Genomic DNA, 19,618 nt, shown 5'->3' with positions numbered 1-19,618 from the left:
TAATAACTTGGCCACTTAGCTATCCAAACGACTTGGCCTACTGGCTTACCCGGGACGATGGCCGAATGGCTGACCTGGAGGCGGCGGTGCGCAAGCTGCGAGCGGCGGAGGACGGTGTCCCGCGCGCGCAGGAGCGGGCCGCCCGGATCGTGGCTGACGCGCGCGAGAAAGTGGACCAGGCGCGCGGCGAGCTGGCCGAAGAGATCCGAGCCGCCGACCGGGTCGGGATGCGCCAGGTGGACATCGTGGCCGCCACCGGCTACAGCCGGGAACGTGTCCGCCAGATCGTCCGCGAAGGGGAGTAGCTCCGGACATCGTTCGCCGTCAGGCCGATTCTCGCTCGACCAGGGCCGGCTCGTAGATGACCGAGAAGACGCGCATTGCCGGGTCTTCGATGCGGGCCAGTAGCAGGCGCGCGGCCTCGGCGGCCATGTCTTCCAGCGGATGCCGCACCGTGGTCAGAGCGGGCGACGCCGCCACCGCGGCGCTGCTGTCGTCGAAGCCGACCACGGCGACATCCTTCGGCACGCGGCGGCCGGCCTCGCGCAGCACGGCCAGAGCGCCCAGCGCCATCAGGTCGTTGGCCACGAACACCCCGTCGAGCTGGGGGTTCTCGGCCAGCAGGGCCCGCATCGCCGTCTCGCCACTGTCGCGGGTGAAGTTTCCTGTTTCGATCGGGACCCAGCCGTGGCCGCGGCGGGCCAGGGCGCGGCGGAAGCCGGCCACGCGGTCGCTGCTGGCCGGGACGTCGGCCGGGCCCGAGATCATGCCGAGGCGGTGGGCGCCTCGGTTCAGCAGGTGTTCGGCGGCCAGGGCGGCCCCGGTGTCGTTGGCCAGGTCGACGTAGTCGATCGGGACCGGTTCGGCCGGGCGGCCGATCAGCACGGCCGGCACGCCGCCCTCGGTGAGCATGCGGGGCAGCGGGTCGACCGCGGGCAGCGAGAGCACGATCGCCCCGTCGGCCTGGCCGTTGCGCAGGTCGCCGACCAGGCGTTTGCGGGCCTCGTCGGTGCCGACGATCTGCAGGGCGAGCTGCACGCCCTGTTGGCGGAGCACGCTCATCAGGCCGCCGACGACGCGGCCGAAGTACGGGTCGGCGAAGAACCGGCTCATGAACGGGTCGTCGTCGTGCGACTCGGAGTCGGAGACGACCAGGGCCACGGTGCCCGTGCGCCGGGTGACCAGCGAGCGGGCCAGCCGGTTGGGCACGTAGCCGGTGCGGCCCACGGCGTCCCACACGACCTCGTGGAGCTGGGGGTCGACGTTGCGGATCCCGTTGATGACGCGGGAGACGGTGGCCCGGGACACCCCGGCGATGCGGGCCACGTCCTCGAGGGTCGGGAGCCGCTCGGTTCTCATGGACGTCTTTATAGCACAGAGGGAGAGCGCTCTCCCTCCATGCGGGAAGTGAGCGGACCGAAGTTCCGGAACCAGCAGAAACCCGCGTACGTATTGACGCCCTTGACATCGCGGCGTAACACTCGGAAAGCGCTCTCCAACCCCGAAGGAGACTTCGTGAATCCCCTACGACCCAGGCGCATCCTGACCCTGGGCGCGGTCGCGGCCCTCACCGCGACCGCCGTCCTCACCGGTGTCCACGCCGCTCAGGCCGCCGACACCCTGATCTCGCAGGGCCGCCCCACGCTCGCCTCGTCGACCGAGAACGGCGGCGCCCCGGCGGCCGGCGCGGTCGACGGCAACCTCACCACCCGGTGGGGCAGCGTGTGGAGCGACCCGCAATGGCTGCGCGTCGACCTCGGCGGCACGGCCACCATCAGCCAGGTCAAGCTGACCTGGGAGGCGGCGTACGCCAAGGCCTTCCAGATCCAGACCTCGGCCGACGGCAACAACTGGACGAACGTCTACAGCACGACCACGGCCACCGGCGGCACCCAGACGTTGTCGGTGAACGGCTCCGGTCGCTACGTCCGGATGTACGGAACGCAGCGGGGCACCGGCTACGGCTACTCGCTGTACGAGTTCCAGGTCTACGGAACGCTCACCTCGACGCCCCCGACGGGCGGCCCGGGTTATGTCCTGGCCGACCCGCCGGTGACCGGGGTGATCCCGTCGACCGCGACGCCGCCCGACACCAACCCGCCCACGACCCACCACGAGTTCCAGATGAACTGCGCAGTGAGCCGCAGCAACCTCAACGACGACCCGATCGTCTTCCCCGGGCTGCCCGGCGCCTCGCACTCGCACACGTTCATGGGCAACACCACGACCAACGCGGGTACGACGTACAACAGCCTCAAAGCCGGCAACACCTCGTGCATCACGCCCGGCGACAAGACCGGCTACTGGATGCCGACCCTGCTGAACGGTGACACCGCCGTGCAGCCGGTGGGCCGTCAGGTCATCTACTACAAGTCGGGCGTCATCGACTACCGCAGCGTGCGGCCGTTCCCGGCCGGTCTGCGCTACCTGGTCGGCAGCCCGACGGCCACGCTCGACGACTTCCGCAACCACCCGGGCGCGGTCGAGGGCTTCGAGTGTGGCGACCTGTCGTTCAACTGGGACATCCCGGCCAACTGCGCGGCCGGAAGCCAGCTCAACGTGCGGTTCCAGGCCCCCAGTTGCTGGAACGGGCTGCACCTGGACACCCCCGATCACAAGAGCCACATGGCGTACCCGGTGCTGGGGGTGTGTCCGACCTCGCACCCGGTGGCTGTTCCGATGATCGAGTTCAAGATGGCCTGGCCGGTCAGCGGGAACATGTCCAACGTCCGCTTCTCGAGCGGGCGGGGCTTCTCGTTCCACTACGACGTGTTCAACGCGTTCGACGGGCCCACGCTGGCCGCCCTGGTCCGCCACTGCATCAACGGCGGCCTGCAGTGCGACCCGCGCGGCTTCGACCTCTACAAGCCCGAGCGGGGGGCCGCCCTGAACGCGAACTACGAGCTGCCGTGACAAGTCGCTGAACGAACGGGCGTCGTCCAACGGGCGGCGCCCGTTCTACGGTAGGCCCATGAGCACCGATGCGACGCTGGAGGTCAGGCCTCTGACGGCCGAGACCTGGCCGGCCTTCGACGCACTCGTGCAGCGGCACAACGGCATCTTCGGCGGCTGCTGGTGCATCTGGTTCCATCCCGACGGCCCCGAGCGGGGGCAGGGGGCCGAGGCCAACCGCGAACTGAAGAAGGCGTACGTCGAGGCCGGCGCCGCCCACGCGGCGCTGGTGATGGACGGCGAGTTGGCCGTCGCCTGGGCGGAGTACGGCACGCCGGCCGAGCTGCCCACCATCCACCATCGCAAGCAGTACGACGCCGAGAAGGACCGTGACCCCGACTTCCGGATCACCTGCGTCTTCGTCGACAAGAGGTACCGCCGCCGCGGTGTCACCGAGATCGCGATCCGGGGCGCGCTCGACCTCATCGCACGGGCTGGTGGCGGCGTGGTCGAGGCCTATCCGCACGACCTGACCGGCCAGACGAAGAAGATGTCGTCGTCGTTCCTCTACAACGGCACCCGTCGGCTCTACGAGCGGCTCGGCTTCACCTACGTCCGGCCGAAAGGGCTGAAGAACTGCGTGATGTCGATCGAACTGCCCGCTCGGCCGGGATAGGCGGGATCGGGCGCCGTCATTATCGACGGTGCCCGTTCTTTCATTCGGCGGCGGGTGCGCTCGGCATTGTGGACAGTGCCACGTCGCGGGTGCGCAGAATCTGCAGGGCTAAATCGCGGGTCTGCGGCTCGACCCCCGATTTGTCCTCGCTGCGGGCCAGACTCTGGCTCTGTTCCAGATGGGCCCGGATGTGCGCGGTGACCGTCTCGTCGAAGGCGGGGCCGGCCAGGGAGGCGGCCTCGCGCACCTGCTCGGGCGTGACCATGCCGGGCATCGGCATGCCCTCGTGGGGGTTATCGTCGGGCAGGCCGGCCCGCGCGTGCAACTGGCGCAGAATGCTCAGCTCGGCCTCGGTGAACGCCTTGACCTGCACCCCCAGGGCCAGCATGGTGGGCGTCGTGGTGCGTTTGGGCACGAGGGTGAGCAGCGGTAGCAACTGCTCGTCCATCGCGATGTTGATCTCGATCCAGGCCAGGTCGGTGCCGCCGAAAGCGGCCACCGGGGCCGCCGGCGCCGAGGCCCCGGCCGGCGGCGGCGCGGCCGGCCGGCTCCCCGTCGCCGAGCAGCCCGCCAACCCGAGCACACCGACGAGCAGCAGACAGGGAAAAGCTTTCACGTACGAAAGTCTCGTCGTTTACCGCGGCCGGTGTCAATGAGTCGAAATTGACGAATGTTTCTGTTATTCGCGCCACCCGCGCCCGTCACCGGCGACGGAATTAGACGCTCTCCCACAGCCCGATGAGATTTCCCTCGGTGTCGTGGAAGTAGGCGCTGAAGCCCATCGTGCCGACCGGGGAGCGGCCGATCGCGACCCGGCCGCCCAGCTTCTCGATCCGGGCGATCGCGTCGTCGATGCTGTCGACCCCGATCGTGATGACCGGCGCGGTGATCGGCCCCTGCCGGGCCAGCATCCCGCCGTTGATGCCGCCCTCGGTGGGGCGGCCCTGCTCGTCGGTCGGCGTGGTCGTGGCCAGCGAGTACTGATAGCCGGGCATCGAGTTGAGCTGCCAGCCGAAGGCCTCGGCATAGAACGCCGTGGCCCGCTCGCCGTCCTCGAACGGCACCTCGAAATGGATCACCTTGTCCATCTCGTCACCTCCTTGCCGACGACCCTAAAACTCCGGGCGGGACGCGAGAAGGGCCAAAGTACGGGCTCACGCGAACGGGCGCCGCGGCCGAGGCCACGGCACCCGTTACAAGGGGCGTTCAGCGGCGGTAGACGCCGAACTCGTAGAGCGAGTACCCGTACGAGGTGGCCCTGGTCAGCCCGTTCATGCGGACATACCGTCCACTACCCGACACGCTGAGCTCGTCGAACCCACCGTCCCCGCTGCTCGTGGCATAGACGTTGGTCCAGTTGGAGCCGTCGTTCGAGGTCTGGATCTGGTAGCCGGTCGCGTACGCCGCCTCCCAGGCCAGCCGCACGTGGTTGAACGACTGCACCGAGCCCAGGTCGACCTGCAGCCACGCCGCCCCGACCCACTCGCTGGCCCACCGGGTGCCATAGTCACCGTCAGTGGCGTACGAGGGAAGCTGCGGCCCGTTCGTGCCGGTCGGCTGATACGTGGAGGCGGTGGTCGTCTTGCCACGCGACAGATTGGTCCCGGTCTCGGGCGGCGCCACCACGCGGATCGACTTCTGCTCGATGCCGACGTTGCCGTGCCCGTCGAAGGCGTACACGTAGACCTTCCACACCCCGAGCCGCGGCGGGGCCTGGGCCGTGAACGTGCCGTTGCCGTTGTCACTGAAGGTGACGTTGGTCAGCCCGGTGCCACCACCCGCGTACTTGTCGGAGTACATCAGGTTGTAGCGGATCAGGTCGCCCTGAGGGTCACGGGCAGTCACCCCGACGGTCAGGGAACCCCCGGCCGGTACGGCGGTCTGGTTGGAGACGGTCATGGCCGTGATCTCCGGCGGCGTGTTGGCCGGCGTCTGCCCGGTCCAGGCCCGGCTCAGCGAGTAGTAGCCGTGCCGCCGCCACCCGCCGGTGGTCGTGTTGAGCCACACCCCACCGAAGTCGTTCTCGAGCCCGTAGTGGAACTCGGTCGCCCCCAGCGCCACCGTCGGGTGCGCGTTGATCTCGGCCCAGCTGCTCGCGTACTGGTCGCGTTTCTGCAGGTCGGTGGGCTCGGTCGGCACCCCGTTGACGTCGTTGGGCACCTCCCACTCGCCGGCCGGACCGGCCTCGGTGATGATGTACGGCTTGGTGTAGCCGCCGGCCTGCCAGTCCGGATAGATGTTGCCGATCGCCCCGTACGAGTTGACCGCGAGCAGGTCGAGCGCCGGCGCGTGCGCCTTGTAGTACGGCCAGGCCCCGGTGTACGCGTCGGTCGAGGTCACTGGGTGGTTGGGATCGGCCGCGTGGATGGCCACGGCCACCTCGTTGACGAATTTCGCGTACGCAATTCTGCGCGCCTCGACCTCGGCCGCCGGCAGCCCGTGGTCCTGCATGGTGAGGATGACCTCGTTGCCCACGTCCCACATCAGGACGCCCGGGTTGTTCTTCAGCGTGTTGACCCGGGCCACGATCTCGGCCTTGACCGAGTTCTTGTACGCGGTGTCGTTGACGTAGTCGGCGCCCTGGTTGAGCCAGTGCCCGACGATCACCTTGATGCCCTGCCGGGACGCCCGGTCGAGCAGCGTCGGCGTGTTGGCGTCGTCCACGCCCCAGGTGCGGATCGTGTTGACGCCCATGTTCTTCAGGTCACGCATGTAACCGTCCGCAGCCGCCTGCGGCGGCCCATAGGTCAAACCCTTCACTTGGTACGGGGCTCCGTTGACCTGCAGTTGCCAGTTGCCCTGGGTCCCGGTGACCCGCACCACGTTCGGCGCCGTCGGCGCGGCCGGGTCGGTCATCGCGGCCGGCACCGTGCCGGTGGCCGTGCGGGCCACGCTGACCGAGTCCACGCTGAGCACGCCGCCCGAGGTCGTGTCCGGCGTCGGGGTGGTGCGCCCGGCGATCGCGTTGGGCAGCGAACCGCCGATGGCCAGGTCGAGCCGCAGGAAGAAGCCGTGGTGCACGGCCGCCCGCCAGGCCGTGACGCCGACCTGCGACTGCCGCACGACCCAGGTCTGCCGCCCGTCGAGGTAGAAGCGGATCTCCTCGTCGGTCTTGGTGCGGTCGATGATCTGCGTGTACTCGTGGTAGCCGGTCTGGCAGCCGGTGCAGCTGGCGAAGCCCGACGAGCGCCCGTTGTACTCGGCGCACACCCCGTCGGGGGCGGTGCCGCAGTGCAGGGTCTGCGCGAGCTGGCTGCGGCCGTTGACGCCGGTCATGATGTCGGTCTCGCCGACGCCGGGCCAGTTGTTGTAGGTGCCCCGGTACGCCGCACCGGTGGCCCGGAAGCCAGGCCAGTAGCCGAGCGCGTTGGCCACGTCGGGCTGCTTGAGCACGGCGGTGAACTTGGTCTGCTGCCCGGCCAGCGGCTCGAAGTCGGTGCGCTGGGTCTCGAGGCGACCGGAGGTCCAGTTGCCGCTGCCGTCCTTGATGGCCTTGATGCTCAGTCGCCCGGCGCCGTCGAGCGAGACGTTGGCCGTGCTGTTGCTGGCCGTCTCGACCTCGCCGGTGCCCCAGTTCGCGGCCCCGCCGGGATACTGCGTTCCCGTACGCAGAAGCCAATTGGCGGCCGAGGGCGAGGTGCCGGCCGGACCGTCGAACTTGTCCTCCCACACCGTCGTGAAGTTGCCGGGCGGCTGGGTGGTCGGCGGCGGATCGGTCGGCGTGGTGCCACCGAACGAGCCGTACACCTTGAACTCCCACAGCGAGTAGCCGTAGCCGCCGTTACGGACCGTGCCGTACAGCCGCACGTACCGGCCGCTGCCGTTCACGGTCAGCGTCTCGGTGCCGCCGGTGCCGTTGGTCCTGGTGTGGATCGAGGTCCAGGCGTTGCCGTCGGGTGAGGTCTGAATTTGGTACGCCGTCCCGTAGGCGGCCTCCCATTGCAGCACCACCGAGGTGATGGTCGCGGTGGCGCCGAGGTCGACCCGCAACCACTGCGGATCGGCGAACACACTCGACCAGCGGGTGCCCGCATTGCCGTCGGTCGCGTTGGCGGCCACGGTGTCAGCGGTCTCGTTGGACGAGGCGGTGGTGGGTTTACCCTGCGACAACAGGGTGTCAGCGGCATACGCGCCGTGCGGCGCGACCAGGGTCAGGTACGCGGCCGCGAGGCCGAGCACGACGGGGATGACAAGGCGCCGCCACACGCGGGGCGGCGAGTGAGCCGGGTTCACGGAAACTCCTGGGGATGTCGGGACGCTCGGGGAAAGCGCTCTCCATGAATGGCTGGAGTGTTACGCCGTGCTTTCACGCGTGTCAATAGCTCGCGGTGAGTCGCGGTTCCGGAACCCTCTCGAATCACCGCATTACCGGCCGGTGCCGCTTCGATCGAGCAGCAACTGGGAGAGCGTTCTCCAAGCGCTCCGTGATCTGTTTCACTGGCGACCTCGTAACTATACGAGCAGTACAGTTAATGCATGAGTGCTGTGGGAACGCGGGACGCCGGTCTGACCGCGGCGCGGCGGTGGGGTGTGCTGGTCACGATCGGTGCGGGGTTGTTGCTGATCACGCTGGACAACTCGATCCTCTACACGGCGTTGCCGACACTGACCGAGGAACTCGGCGCGAGCGGCGCCCAGAGTCTGTGGATCATCAACGCCTATCCGCTGGTGATGGCCGGTCTGCTGCTGGGCAGCGGAACCCTCGGCGACCGGGTCGGGCACCGCCGCATGTTCCTGATCGGGCTCGTCGTTTTCGGCGTCGCGTCGCTGGTCGCGGCGTTCGCGCCCAGCGCGGGGCTGCTGATCGCGGCCCGGGCGCTGCTGGCGGTCGGCGCGGCCGCGATGATGCCGGCCACGCTGGCCCTGATCCGGGTGACGTTCCTGGTCGAACGCGAGCGCAACCTCGCGATCGCGGTGTGGGGCTCGCTGTCGGTCGTCGGCATGGCGCTCGGCCCGATCGCCGGGGGCGCCCTGCTGAAAGCGTTCTGGTGGGGTTCGGTGTTCCTGGTCAACGTGCCGGTGGTGATCGTGGCCGTCGTCGCGGTGCTGTCGCTCGCGCCGCGGGACCAGCCGGACCCCGGCAAGACCTGGGATCTGCTGTCCTCGGTGCAGGTGATGGCCGGCCTGGTCGGCGCCGTCTTCACGATCAAGGAGCTCGGGCACCGCCCGCCGAACCCGGCAGTGGTCGCGGTGGCGGCGATCACGTCGATCATCGGCTTCCGGCTGTTCGTCCGGCGCCAACAGCGCCTCGCGCACCCGCTGATCGACTTCGCGATCTTCCGCAACCCGGCGTTCACCGCGGGGGTGCTGGCCGCCGGGCTGTCGATGTTCGCCGTCGGCGGTCTGCAGTTGGTCACCACCCAGCGGTTCCAACTGGTCGAAGGGTTCACACCGTTGGCGGCGGGCCTGCTGGTGGCCGCGGCCGCCCTCGGCTCGTTGCCCACGGCGCTGCTGGGCGGGGCGTTCCTGCACCGCACGGGTCTGCGTCCGATGATCGCCGGGGGCCTGGCCCTGGCCACGGGCGGGGTGGTTCTGGTCGCGGTGGGTCTGTCCGCCGGCTTCGCGCTGCTGGTCTTCGGCCTGGTGGTCACCGGGGCCGGGCTCGGCTCGGTCATGGCGGTCGCCTCGACGGCGATCGTCGGGAACGTCCCGGCCCGCCGGGCCGGTATGGCCTCGTCCGTCGAGGAGGTGTCGTACGAATTGGGCTCGGTGATCGCGGTGGCAATGCTGGGCAGCCTGGTCACGTTCGTATACGCCACGACGGTGAGACTGCCGGCCGGCGCCCCGGCGGCAGCCCGGGAAAGTCTGCCCGACGCCCACGCGTCCGGGGCCGGCAACCCGGCGATCCTCGAGGCCGCCAACGCCGCGTACGACACCGGTTACCTGGTCACGATGGCCGTCATCGCCGTCGTCCTGGCCGCCGGAGCCGCGGTCACCGCACGGCTCCTGCGGCACCACGGCCCCGCTAGTGTTTCAGCCCTGCGTCCCGGCCACTGACTCCAGCCCAGCCTCCCGGCCTTTTCACTTCAGCCCCGCGGTCCGGTCACTGACTTCAGCCCTGCGTTCCGGACCCATGACGAAAGCGGCAACCATGCGCCCCAGCAAGCGGACCGTCATCATCGAGGCCGCCCTGCGCGTGATCGGTCGCGACGGCGTGGCCGGCGTGACCTACGAGTCGGTCGCGGAGGAGGCCGGACTGACCAAGGCCGGTCTGGTCTACCACTTCGCCACCCGCGAGGACTTGCTGCGCGGGGTCCAGGAACACATTGCCGGCCAATGGGAGGCGACGATGACCGGCCTGGCCGGCGCGCCCGCCGACCAACTGTCCGACGTCGAGCGCCTGACCGCCTACATCCGCACCACAACCCAGAGCGTCACCCGGGCCGAACTCCTGCTGCTGCTCGACACCGCCGGTGACCCGGACCTCAGCGCGCCACTCACCGGCGTGCTGCACCGCTGGGCCCCGCCATCGCCCGGCAGCCCTCCGCCGACCGGCCGCCAGCTGAACATGCTGCTCGCCCAACTGGCCGCCGACGGCCTCTGGCTGCACGAGGCACTCACCGGCACCGCAATCCCGCCGCCGACGGTGCACTACCTCAGCGAGCAAATCGCCGCCCTGGCCAACCGCGACCCGGAGGCGCCCTGACACCCGGCACTGCCGGGGAGCGGCCGATCCGGACGGCGATGACAGTCCAGACCTGCCGCCGTTGCCGCTGGCACTCACATTGCGGTGGTTCCAGCTCTCGTGGAGCGGGAGTCGTCGTGAGGCGTCTTGTGGCAGGCTCACCGGATGCTCCGACTCACGGATTTCATCATCGACTGCCCGGACACGATGAAGTTGGCCGCGTTCTATGCCGAGGTGACGGGTCGCCCGGTCAAGGCGGGCAGCGACGAGAACTGGGCCGGTGTTCAGTTCGGCGAGATCGAGCTGGCCTTCAACACCGTGGCCGACTACCGCGCCCCGCAGTGGCCCGACAACGAGCACCCCAAACAGTTCCACCTCGACTTCGAAGTCGACGACATCGAGGCCGAGCAGAGCCGGGTGCTGGCCCTCGGCGCGACCCTGCAGCAGGATTCCATCGGCGCCGACGGCTACGGGTGGCGCGTCTACACCGACCCCGTCGGTCATCCCTTCTGCCTCTGCCGCAACCGCGGTGTGGTGTGGACCGACGAGGGGCCGGTCTGGCCTGGTCGCGGCTGAAGCCGAGCTGGCGGGCCATGTCCTGGTGCACCGTCACGAGCTCGGTGAGCCAGACGGGTTGGCGGGACATTGCCGTGACGTCTTTGCCTTCGACCGTCCAGGGCGGTGGGAAGGCGCTGATGCCCTCGTCGAGTGCAACGCCGGCCACCTCGGCCGCCCAGCCGGGCCACCGCAGGCCGGCCGCGAACTCGGTCAGGGCGCCGGCCGGCATCGCGTGCAACCAGTCGCCGTAGCCCAGCTCGAGATCCTGCCGAGCCCGATCTTCCGGGCCGAAGTAGTGGATCGTCGGCCCGGCGGTCGGCCGGCCGCCTGTTCGGGGTCGACCGGCAGCACCTGCACCGGATAGGGAGCCGCGGCGGCCGTCGTCGTGATTTCCGCCCAGGTCGGTTGTTCCGTGCCGTCAGCTTTCCAGCGCCACTGATCGCGGAGGGACGCCGTGGCTGGTGACTCGGAAATTCTGAGAAAGTTCGGCGAGCATGTCGAGCGGGAGTCGGCGGCTCCGACTACCGGGCGACAACGGCAAGCGAGAGGGGTTCGGCGATGAAGTACATCGTGATGATGTTCGGGGATGGTGGCGAGATGGCGGCCACGGCTGACCCGGCGTGGGTGCGGGACATGATGACGTTCATGGGGGACTTCAACGCCGAACTGGGGAAGTCGGGGGAGCTCGTGGCGGCCCACGGGCTGGCCTTCCCGTCGACGGCCAAGACCGTCAGCTACGAGGACGGGCAGGTGGCGGTGACCGACGGACCGTATGCGGAGAGCAAGGAGTCGCTGGCCGGATTCTGGATTCTCGACGTGGCGGGGGAGGAGCGGGCGGTCGAGCTCGCCGGGCGGGTGGCCCACTGGTCCCGCAAGGTGGAACTGCGCGAGGTGCCCGACGGTCCGCCCGACTACGAGGAGAACTGAGCCGGTCGTGCTGGACGGGGTGTTGCGGGAGCTGGCGCCGCAGGTGCTGGGGGCGCTCGTGCGCCGCTACGGTCAGTTCGACGCGGCTGAGGATGCTGTGCAGGAGGCGTTGCTCGCGGCCTCGATCCAGTGGCCCCGGGAGGGCACGCCGGCCAACCCCCGGTCGTGGCTGATCTCGGTGGCGACGCGGCGGCTGGTGGACGAGTTCCGCAGTGACAGCGCGCGGCGCCGCCGGGAAGCGGCCGAGGCCCTGGCCGACCCCGGTGGCGACGTGCCCGACCAGGACGACACGCTGGCTCTTCTCTTTCTGTGTGCGCATCCGTCGCTGTCGCCGCCGTCGCAGTTGGCGCTCACGTTGCGGGCCGTCGGTGGGCTCACCACGGCCGAGATCGCCTCCGCCTTTCTGGTGCCGGAGGCGACCATGGCTCAGCGGATCAGCCGGGCCAAGCAGACGATCCGCCGGAGCGGGGCCGAATTTCCGCCGCCGGCGGCCGGGCCGGAGCGGGCTGAGCGGCTGAAGGTCGTACGGCAAGTGCTGTATTTGATCTTCAATGAGGGTTACACCGCGAGCGGTGGGCCGGAGTTGCAGCGGGCCGAGCTGACCGGCGAGGCGATCCGGTTGGCGCGGCTGTTGCGCGCGCTCGTGCCCGGCGATCACGAGACGGCTGGGCTGCTCGCGTTGATGCTGCTCACCGATGCCCGTCGGGCCGCCCGCACGACGGCCGCCGGGGAGCTGGTGCCGCTCGATCGGCAGGATCGGTCACTGTGGAGCAAGGATCGCATCACCGAGGGTGTCGGTCTGGTGTCGGCGACGCTGGGTCGCGGGCCGATCGGGGCCTACCAGGTGCAGGCCGCCATCGCCGCGTTGCACGACGAGGCGGCCAGTGATGCCGAGACCGACTGGGCGCAGATCCTGGCCCTGTACGAGGTGCTCGAGACGATCTCGCCGGGGCCGGTGGTGACGCTGAACCGGGCCGTCGCCGTCGCCCGCACCCGGGGGCCGCTGGCCGGGCTGGCCGTGATCGGGGAGCTGGCCGGTGACGAGCGGATGGCCGGTAACCACCGCCTGGCCGCCGTCCGGGCTCACCTGCTGGAACAGGCCGGCTTCGCCGAGCAGGCGCGGGAGGCCTATCTGGCCGCGGCCAAACTGACCACCAGCGGCCCGGAGCAGCGGTATCTGCGGGCCCGCGCGCTATTGCAGGAATGAGCCCAGCGGCGAGAGCAGCAACTTGCTGAGGCCGGCCGCCGTTCGGTCGAGGCCGGCGCGCTCGCGGTCGGTCGCCAGCATGTCATGGCGTACGCCCCACAGCTTTTGCGCGTTGCGCCAGGCCACGTTGCGGGTGTATTCGACCGCTTCGCCCTGCCACCAGTCGTCGAGGCAGCCGTTCATCGTGTCGATCAGCAGCTGCCACTTCTCGAGGTAGCCGCGTCGCAGGCCGGGGATCGCGTCGGCGAAGATGTCGTTGATCTCGAGGTAGTCGTGGTGCTGGTCGCTGTCGTCGATCGGGTCGCGGCCCAGGTGGTCGAACGTGGTGACCAGCGCGAACGGCAGGTCGTAGTTGATGTGCGCGTTGACCCCGGCGCAGGCCGACGGCAGCGGACGGCAGTCCGGCCCACCGATGCGCTGGAACAGGCAGACCCACACCTCGGGGCAGCGCGGGCTGGTGCCGGCGCCGGCCCAGGCCCGCAGCGCGTCGAAGTAGCGGGTCGCGAACTCCACGTCGAGGCGGGACAGGAAAGCCGGGTCCTTGAACTTGCCGGCGTACAACCGCTCGAGCACACCCTCGGTGATCGTCAGGTAGAGCTGGTTGAAGTCGCACAGCGGGTTCTCCCGCAGCAGCGGCGGCACGTGACCCAGGATGCTCTGAAGCTCCTTGAGCTGCTCGACCACGGCGGGGACGTCGTCGGGGTGCCCTTGGAGGAGATCGGTCATCTCCCGTTGCACAGGTCCCCAGACCGACTGGTTCATCGGTTCTCCTCCACATCGGCGGAGGGCCCCTAGCACCACCCGGCGGCGGTGGCCGCCGGGTGGTGCTCCCCCGTGGCCACAGACTTCCAAAACCGGCGTACGTAGGGATCGGTAGATCTACGTAGCGGCGCGCGCGTTTATAACGAAAAGGTCACGCCGCCGTGAGATAGACCCGGCTCGCTTGTACGCGGGTGCGGACCTGGAGCTTGTCGAAGATGTGCCCGACGTGAACGCCGACGGTGCGCTCGCTGATGAACAACCGCTCGCCGATCTCGCGGTTGGTCAGGCCCTCGGCCAGCGCCGACAGCACCTCGCGCTCGCGCGTGGTGAGCAGGCTGAGCTCGTCGGTCGTCTCGATCTCGAACGGCACGGTCGGCACGTCGTCGGCCAGCGCCACCTTGTACCGCTGGGCGACCGCGACGATCTCGGCCGCGAACGGGCGCGCGCCCATGGCGATCGCCGTGGCGTACGCCTCCCGCAACGCCCCGATCGCGGCCGCCTTCCGCGTACGCCGTTGCAGGGCCGCCTCGGCCTGCCGCAGCCGCGAATACGCAGCCGGGTACGGTTGCCCGCGCTTGTCCCAGGCGGCCGCGGCCCGGGCCCACGGCGCCGGATCCTGCCGCCCCTCGACCCGGCTCAGCTCGCCCGCGCACAGGTCGAGATAACCGTCCATCACCGCCCGCACCGGCGCGGCGGCGTTGCCGACCCCGGCCGCCATCCGCTCGACCGCCACCTTGAGCCGGCGCAACGCGCCCGGGTCGACCGGCTGACCGGCCGCGTGCGCCTCGGCCTCGGCCCGCAGCCCGTGCCAGGCCAGCACGCCGATGAGCACGAGGTCGTCGGAGCGGGTCTCGGTCAGTCCGCGCTGCACCGACGCCCGGGCGGTCGGGTGTTCGCCCTGCCACATGGCCAGGCCGGCCCGCAGCGTCAGCATCGGGAGCACGTGCCGGGCCCCGCCGCCGGCCAGCAGCGTGGCCACCGCGTCGAGGTCGCGATGGGCCGCCTCGACGTCGCCGAAACCGACCCAGAGCTGGCACCGCGCGAGCAGCAGCTCGACCGCGTCAGCGCCGGACGGCCTGTGCCGCATCGCCGTCTCGAGCACGGCGTCGGCCTCGGACCACTGCCCGACCCGGAACAGTCCCTTGGCCGCGATGGCCAGCAGCCGGGTCTGGTACGTGCGGCCGGCCCCGAGTTTGGCCAGGCGTTCCGCGCCCCGCCGGGCGACCAGCACGCCCTCTTCGATGTTGTTGAGCGGGCCGGTGAGCAGCTCGGCCAGGTGCAGATAGGCCACGCCCAGCTCGTCGGGGTGCCCACTGCGCTCGGCGATGTCGACCGCGTTGCGGATCACGGCCAGGCCGGCGTCCGGATCCTCGCGGAAGGCGGCACTGAAGCCGAGCGCGGCCGAAGCCCGTACCAGATCGGCAGTTGATCCGTTGACCTCGGCCATCTCGAGCGCGTCGTTGGCGCGGGCGTTGGCGTCGGCGTAACGGCCCAGGTGGAGCAGCAGTTCGGCCAGGTAGGCGGCGGCCGACGCCCGCTGGCGGGGGGAGCAGTCGGGCGCCTCGAGGGCCCGCTCGTACTCGGCCTCGGCCGTGGCCGTGCGCCCGGCCGCGGCCAGGTAACGCGCCCGGCGCAGGTGCAGGTCGCACTGGCTGGGAGCGTCGGACCGGCGGGACAGGTCGTCGAGCCGGGACAGGGCGCGCAGGTGCTCGCCGCACTGGTGGGCCGACTCGGCCGCGTGGGCCAGCAGCTCGGTGCGCTCGGGGGAGTCGCCGGTGGTCAGCTCGAGCGCCGACGACCAGTAGCGATGGGCCTCGGTGAAGCCGTACAGCTCTTCGGCCGAGCGGGCCGACGCGACCACCGAGGGCAGCGCGCGGGCGGGCTCGCCGGCCTTCTGCCAGTGGAGGGCCAGCCGAGGATGATCAGGTTCGTCGAGTGAGAGCGCCTCGGCATACCGGCGGTGCAGAACGGTGGCCTCGGCCGGCAGAACCTCGTCGACCAGGATCTCGGCGACCAGGCGGTGGCGCAGCCGGTAGCCGTCCGTGTCGCTGATGACGAAGCGGTGCGCGACCGCGGCCCGCACCGCCTCGATCAGCTCGGCCTCGGAAAGCGGCACGACCCGGGCCAGCACGTCATGACCGATCGGCTCGACCCCGGCCGCGATCGCGTGGACCACCGAGTGGGCGTTGGGCGGCAGCTCGTCGACCCGCGACAGGAAGATCTCACGCAGCGTGTCGGACAGCTCGACCCGGCCGTCGCGCAGGTCGCGGGCCAGTTCCTCGGCCACGAACGGGTTGCCGCCGCTGCGCTTGTAGACGCGGTCGGCGTCCTCGGGCTCGACCCGGCCGCCGGTGATCGCGGTGACCAGCTCCACCGTCTGGTCGCGGTCGAGCGGGGCCAGATCGACCACGCGTACGGACCGCAGCCGCCGCAATTCGGCCAGCACCTTGCGGAGCGGGTGAGTCCCCTGCAGCGCCTCGGCCCGCACCGCCGCCAGCACGGCTATCTTGACGTCGCCCAGCCCGGCCAGCAGATAGAGCAGCAGCTGGCGGGTGCTGCGGTCGGCCCACTGCAGGTCGTCGAGCACGAGCAGCAGACGACGGTCGCCGGCCACCTCGCGCAGGTCTTGCGAGACCCGGTCGAGCAGGGCCCCGGCGGAACCGGCGGGCTGAACATTGTGGTCGAACTGCCGCAGGGCCTGAAGAACAGGGTGCAACGGGGAGGCATCGCCGATGTCGAGGCAGGTGCCGGACAGCACGGCGAAACCCGCGTCACGCAGGGACGAGACGGTCTCCCGGAGCAGGCGGCTCTTGCCCACCCCGCTCTCCCCGGTGACGAACACCGCGGAGGTACCACCTGGTCCCGCGTTGCGCAGGTCGGACTGGATCTGAGCCAGCGTGCCGGTGCGTCCGACAAGCGGCCCGTCCTCCCCCTCGCCGGCCATGAAGGTCACCCTAATGCCCATCGACCGGTCACGTTCTCGGCGGTTCGGTCGGTTTCTCGTCACATAAGTCACTAGTGCGCGACAGTGTCCGCGCGCTGTCGGAGATACGTCGTTCTGCAGATCCGCTACTCGACTGCGGCTGGCACCGTACTGCCCGGGGCAAGCAGTGACTTGGGGGAGCGTGAAGACATGACCGCAATCGCTATGGCGGAGCAGGAGCGGCGTCAGACCGTCACCGTCCTTTTCATCGACATCGTGGGCTTCACCTCGCTGGTCGACGAGCTGGACTGCGCGGACGTCCGCGCGTTGCAACGCGACTACTTCGGCCTCGTGTCCGACGTGGTCCGGGCCGGGGGCGGAGTGGTGGAGAAGTACGTCGGGGACGCGGTGATGGCGGTGTTCGGCACCGGCGCGGGCGGCTTCGGCGCGGAGGCGGCCGCTGCGGCGGTGCGGGTGGGCCTGTCGGTCCAGGAGGCGTTGAGGGGGCACCTCCTGGCCGGCCGGTTCGCCGTCCGCACCCGGGTCGGGCTCGCGACCGGCGACGTCATCGTCGACGTGGACGCGACCCGCGACTTCGGGCACGGCATGATCAGTGGCAGCGTGGTCAGCACGGCGGCCCGCCTGCAGGCGTACGCCCCGCACGACACGGTGGTCGTCTGCGCCGAGACCCGGGCGGTCACCGACCAGCTCGTCGCCTATCAAGAGCTTCCGCCCGTACGGGTCTCGGGCAAGCCGCGGCCGCTCGACCTCTGGCGAGCGCTGGCGCCACAGCACGCCCGCACGGCCAAGCGCCACCTGTGGGCGGTTCCCGCGGCCGCGTAAGCCGTAATGTAGGTCACCCACCATATCTTTTGTCCGAATTATCGGTTCACAGGTGGGCCCTCCCGGCTCGGTTGACCAGAAGTGTCGGAGGGTCCCGGTAGGCTCGCCGCGAATTGACCACCACCTTGGGCCGATCGGGAGTGCCACCTCGTGACCGCGGAGATCCTGTACGGGGCTGATGACCTCACGCACCTGGAGGGGCTGGACGCCGTCCGGAAACGCCCGGGCATGTACATCGGCTCCACCGACAGCCGAGGCATCAACCACCTCGCCAACGAGATCATCGACAACTGCACCGACGAGGGCGTCGGCGGCCACGCCACCAAAGTGGCGGTGATCCTGCACGCCGACGGCTCGCTGCAGGTCGACGACGACGGCCGCGGCATCCCCACCGCCATCAACACCAAGTCCGGGCTCAACGGCGTCGAACTCGTGCTCACCCGGCTCCACGCCGGCGGCAAGTTCGGCGGCTCCGGCTACAAGACCTCCGGCGGCCTGCACGGCGTCGGCGCCTCCGCCGTCAACGCCCTGTCGCTGCGCTTCGACGTCACCGTCAAGCGCGACGGCAAGGTCCACGAGATCTCGTTCCAGCGCGGCGTCCCCGGCTCCTTCGACGGTCCCGGCCCGCAGGCCCGCTTTCATCCCGAGTCAGGCCTGCGCGTCGTCCGCCGGATGAAGCGCGGCGAGCCCACGGGCACGTCCATCCGCTACTGGTACGACGCCCGCTACTTCGAGACCGGGGCCCGGCTCGACGTCGACGCCGTCCGGGCCAAGCTGCGCAACACGGCCTTCCTCGTCCCCGGCGTCATGTACACGCTGCGCGACGAGACGGCCGAAGAGACGACCAACGAGACCTTCCACTTCCCGCACGGGCTCACCGACATGGTCGAGTTCCTCACCCACGCGGGCGACAAGCCGGTCTCCGGCCTGCTGCTGGTCAACGGCGAGGGCACGTACAAGGAGAACGCGGCCGACGCCAACGGCGTGATGCAGTCCAACGTCGAGCGCCGGGCCGAGGTCGAGATCGCGTTCCGCTGGGGCACCGGCTACGAGCGCACCATCGAGTGCTTCACCAACACGATCCGCAACACCCACGGCGGCACCCACCGCAAAGGCTTCGAGCGGGCCCTCGTCCGCGCCCTCACCGAGGCCATCCGCAACACGCGCGGGCTGCTCAAACCCAAGGAAGACCCGCCCGTCCTCGACGACCTGCTCGAGGGCATGACCGCGGTCATCCACGTGCGCATCCCCGAACCCCAGTTCACCTCGCAGACCAAGGACGAGTTGTCCACGGCCGGCATCACCCGGGTGCTCCAGGGCCTGGTCGAGGCGCACGTCAAAGAGTGGATCGACGGCCGGAGGACCAAGGCCGAGGCCCGCACGGTGCTGCAAAAGGTGGTCGACGCGGCCCGCGTCCGCCTGACCCAGAAACAGCAGAAAGACGCGGCCCGCCGCAAGACCGCGCTCGAGGGCGCTTCAATGCCGCCCAAGCTGGTCGACTGCCGCGCCACCGGCATCGCAAGATCAGAACTTTACATCGTAGAAGGGGACAGCGCCCTCGGAACCGCGCGAATGGCCCGAAGCTCGGAATATCAGGCATTGCTGCCCATTCGCGGCAAGATCCTGAATGTCCAGAAGGCGTCCCTGCAACAGGTGCTCGACAACGCCGAGTGCTCGGCCATTGTGCAGGTGCTGGGGGCCGGTTCCGGTCGCACGTTCGAACTGAGCTCCATGCGCTACGGCCGCGTCATGATCATGGCGGACGCCGACGTCGACGGCTCCCACATCCGCACCCTGCTGATCACCCTGTTCGCGAAATACATGCGCCCGGTGATCGAACAGGGCAGGCTCTTCGCCGCCATGCCGCCGCTGCACAAAGTGGTCACCAAGGGCCGCAACTCGCAGACCATCTTCACCTACACCCAGCAAGAGATGGACGCGACCGTCAGCCGCATCGAGCGCGAGGGCGGCGCGGTCAACAAGCCGGTCAGCCGGTTCAAGGGCCTCGGCGAGATGGACGCCGACGAGCTGTGGGACACCACGATGAACCCGGCCACCCGCACCGTCCGGCGCATCACGCTCGACGACGCCGAGCGGGCCGAGGCCACCCTCGAGCTGCTGATGGGCGAGCGGGTCGAACCGCGCAAGAACTGGCTGATCGAGGCGGCGGGCCGCATCGACCAAGAGACGATCGACGCCTGAGGG

Annotated in this window: 16 protein-coding genes and 1 pseudogene; 10 read left to right on the top strand and 7 right to left on the bottom strand. The window is 69.9% G+C overall.

The features are described from left to right. Nucleotides 1–65: 65 nt before the first annotated feature. Nucleotides 66–305 carry a hypothetical protein gene (locus tag M1L60_RS21425; RefSeq protein ID WP_253239236.1) on the top strand — a complete coding sequence of 80 codons (240 nt, stop codon included), beginning with the start codon at nt 66–68 and terminating at the stop codon, nt 303–305. Between the two features lie 19 nt (nt 306–324). Here the strand turns inward: M1L60_RS21425 and M1L60_RS21420 are convergent, their stop codons facing one another. Further along, entirely contained in the window at nt 325–1,359 is a 1,035-nt protein-coding gene (locus M1L60_RS21420) for a LacI family DNA-binding transcriptional regulator (protein WP_253239235.1), read from the bottom strand. Between the two features lie 156 nt (nt 1,360–1,515). Between M1L60_RS21420 and M1L60_RS21415 the strand changes: the two genes are divergently transcribed. Both M1L60_RS21415 and M1L60_RS21410 read left to right on the top strand, forming a co-directional pair. Continuing rightward, the gene (locus M1L60_RS21415; protein ID WP_438862140.1) at nt 1,516–2,913 is read left to right on the top strand and encodes a DUF1996 domain-containing protein; all 1,398 of its coding nucleotides are present in this window, start codon (nt 1,516–1,518) and stop codon (nt 2,911–2,913) included. 58 nt (nt 2,914–2,971) lie between these two features. After that, nucleotides 2,972–3,568 carry a GNAT family N-acetyltransferase gene (locus tag M1L60_RS21410; protein ID WP_253239234.1) on the top strand — a complete coding sequence of 199 codons (597 nt, stop codon included), beginning with the start codon at nt 2,972–2,974 and terminating at the stop codon, nt 3,566–3,568. A gap of 40 nt (nt 3,569–3,608) precedes the next feature. Here M1L60_RS21410 and M1L60_RS21405 read toward each other — a convergent pair whose 3' ends face one another. The 3 genes from M1L60_RS21405 to M1L60_RS21395 all read right to left on the bottom strand — a co-directional run bounded on the left by M1L60_RS21405 (nt 3,609) and on the right by M1L60_RS21395 (nt 7,801). Then, on the bottom strand, nt 3,609–4,184 hold the full coding sequence (locus M1L60_RS21405; protein ID WP_253239233.1) for a DUF305 domain-containing protein: 576 nt from the start codon (nt 4,182–4,184) through the stop codon (nt 3,609–3,611). A gap of 100 nt (nt 4,185–4,284) precedes the next feature. Further along, nucleotides 4,285–4,656 (bottom strand): VOC family protein, encoded by a 372-nt coding sequence (locus tag M1L60_RS21400; protein ID WP_253239232.1) that lies wholly within the window; start codon nt 4,654–4,656, stop codon nt 4,285–4,287. Nucleotides 4,657–4,774: 118 nt separating this feature from the next. Beyond that, a complete protein-coding gene (locus tag M1L60_RS21395; RefSeq protein ID WP_253239231.1) occupies nt 4,775–7,801 on the bottom strand; it encodes a discoidin domain-containing protein in 3,027 nt (1,008 codons plus the stop codon). Nucleotides 7,802–8,044: 243 nt separating this feature from the next. Here M1L60_RS21395 and M1L60_RS21390 point away from each other — a divergent pair, with 243 nt between their 5' ends. From M1L60_RS21390 to M1L60_RS21380, 3 genes are all read left to right on the top strand, one after another. Then, complete coding sequence (locus M1L60_RS21390) at nt 8,045–9,565, top strand: MFS transporter (RefSeq protein WP_253239230.1); 1,521 nt, start codon at nt 8,045–8,047, stop codon at nt 9,563–9,565. A gap of 94 nt (nt 9,566–9,659) precedes the next feature. Next, nucleotides 9,660–10,214 carry a TetR/AcrR family transcriptional regulator gene (locus M1L60_RS21385; protein WP_253239229.1) on the top strand — a complete coding sequence of 185 codons (555 nt, stop codon included), beginning with the start codon at nt 9,660–9,662 and terminating at the stop codon, nt 10,212–10,214. Between the two features lie 144 nt (nt 10,215–10,358). After that, nucleotides 10,359–10,769 carry a VOC family protein gene (locus M1L60_RS21380; RefSeq protein ID WP_253239228.1) on the top strand — a complete coding sequence of 137 codons (411 nt, stop codon included), beginning with the start codon at nt 10,359–10,361 and terminating at the stop codon, nt 10,767–10,769. 52 nt (nt 10,770–10,821) lie between these two features. Here M1L60_RS21380 and M1L60_RS48540 read toward each other — a convergent pair. Next, a pseudogene (locus M1L60_RS48540) lies at nt 10,822–11,151 on the bottom strand (DUF2625 family protein); the annotation flags it as partial. A 158-nt stretch (nt 11,152–11,309) separates the two neighbouring features. Here M1L60_RS48540 and M1L60_RS21370 point away from each other — a divergent pair. Both M1L60_RS21370 and M1L60_RS21365 read left to right on the top strand, forming a co-directional pair. Next, nucleotides 11,310–11,678 (top strand): YciI family protein, encoded by a 369-nt coding sequence (locus M1L60_RS21370; protein WP_253239227.1) that lies wholly within the window; start codon nt 11,310–11,312, stop codon nt 11,676–11,678. 7 nt (nt 11,679–11,685) lie between these two features. Beyond that, entirely contained in the window at nt 11,686–12,885 is a 1,200-nt protein-coding gene (locus tag M1L60_RS21365; protein ID WP_253239226.1) for an RNA polymerase sigma factor, read from the top strand. Here the strand turns inward: M1L60_RS21365 and M1L60_RS21360 are convergent. Both M1L60_RS21360 and M1L60_RS21355 read right to left on the bottom strand, forming a co-directional pair. After that, on the bottom strand, nt 12,871–13,647 hold the full coding sequence (locus M1L60_RS21360) for a DUF5995 family protein (protein WP_253239225.1): 777 nt from the start codon (nt 13,645–13,647) through the stop codon (nt 12,871–12,873). The genes M1L60_RS21365 and M1L60_RS21360 overlap by 15 nt on opposite strands. Nucleotides 13,648–13,798: 151 nt before the next feature. Next, entirely contained in the window at nt 13,799–16,591 is a 2,793-nt protein-coding gene (locus M1L60_RS21355; RefSeq protein ID WP_253239224.1) for a helix-turn-helix transcriptional regulator, read from the bottom strand. A 189-nt stretch (nt 16,592–16,780) separates the two neighbouring features. Here M1L60_RS21355 and M1L60_RS21350 point away from each other — a divergent pair, with 189 nt between their 5' ends. Both M1L60_RS21350 and M1L60_RS21345 read left to right on the top strand, forming a co-directional pair. Continuing rightward, the gene (locus M1L60_RS21350) at nt 16,781–17,413 is read left to right on the top strand and encodes an adenylate/guanylate cyclase domain-containing protein (protein ID WP_253239223.1); all 633 of its coding nucleotides are present in this window, start codon (nt 16,781–16,783) and stop codon (nt 17,411–17,413) included. A gap of 150 nt (nt 17,414–17,563) precedes the next feature. After that, nucleotides 17,564–19,615, top strand: a complete 2,052-nt coding sequence (locus M1L60_RS21345; protein ID WP_253239222.1) for a DNA gyrase/topoisomerase IV subunit B — start codon at nt 17,564–17,566, stop codon at nt 19,613–19,615. Nucleotides 19,616–19,618 lie beyond the last annotated feature (3 nt).

The sequence above is a fragment of the Paractinoplanes aksuensis genome (assembly GCF_024137025.1).
In the GTDB taxonomy this organism is placed as follows: Bacteria; Actinomycetota; Actinomycetes; order Mycobacteriales; family Micromonosporaceae; genus Actinoplanes; species Actinoplanes aksuensis.
Note: the sequence above shows the minus strand (reverse complement) of the source record. Positions and strands in the feature narration are given on the sequence as shown.

Bases quoted from the DNA above. Each gene is read 5' to 3' on its own strand.
- M1L60_RS21425 (WP_253239236.1), top strand. From the start codon at position 66: ATGGCTGACCTGGAGGCGGCGGTGCGCAAGCTGCGAGCGGCGGAGGAC.
- M1L60_RS21420 (WP_253239235.1), bottom strand. From the start codon at position 1,359: ATGAGAACCGAGCGGCTCCCGACCCTCGAGGACGTGGCCCGCATCGCC.
- M1L60_RS21410 (WP_253239234.1), top strand. From the start codon at position 2,972: ATGAGCACCGATGCGACGCTGGAGGTCAGGCCTCTGACGGCCGAGACC.
- M1L60_RS21400 (WP_253239232.1), bottom strand. From the start codon at position 4,656: ATGGACAAGGTGATCCATTTCGAGGTGCCGTTCGAGGACGGCGAGCGG.
- M1L60_RS21390 (WP_253239230.1), top strand. From the start codon at position 8,045: ATGAGTGCTGTGGGAACGCGGGACGCCGGTCTGACCGCGGCGCGGCGG.
- M1L60_RS21385 (WP_253239229.1), top strand. From the start codon at position 9,660: ATGCGCCCCAGCAAGCGGACCGTCATCATCGAGGCCGCCCTGCGCGTG.
- M1L60_RS21380 (WP_253239228.1), top strand. From the start codon at position 10,359: ATGCTCCGACTCACGGATTTCATCATCGACTGCCCGGACACGATGAAG.
- M1L60_RS21370 (WP_253239227.1), top strand. From the start codon at position 11,310: ATGAAGTACATCGTGATGATGTTCGGGGATGGTGGCGAGATGGCGGCC.
- M1L60_RS21360 (WP_253239225.1), bottom strand. From the start codon at position 13,647: ATGAACCAGTCGGTCTGGGGACCTGTGCAACGGGAGATGACCGATCTC.
- M1L60_RS21355 (WP_253239224.1), bottom strand. From the start codon at position 16,591: ATGGCCGGCGAGGGGGAGGACGGGCCGCTTGTCGGACGCACCGGCACG.
- M1L60_RS21350 (WP_253239223.1), top strand. From the start codon at position 16,781: ATGACCGCAATCGCTATGGCGGAGCAGGAGCGGCGTCAGACCGTCACC.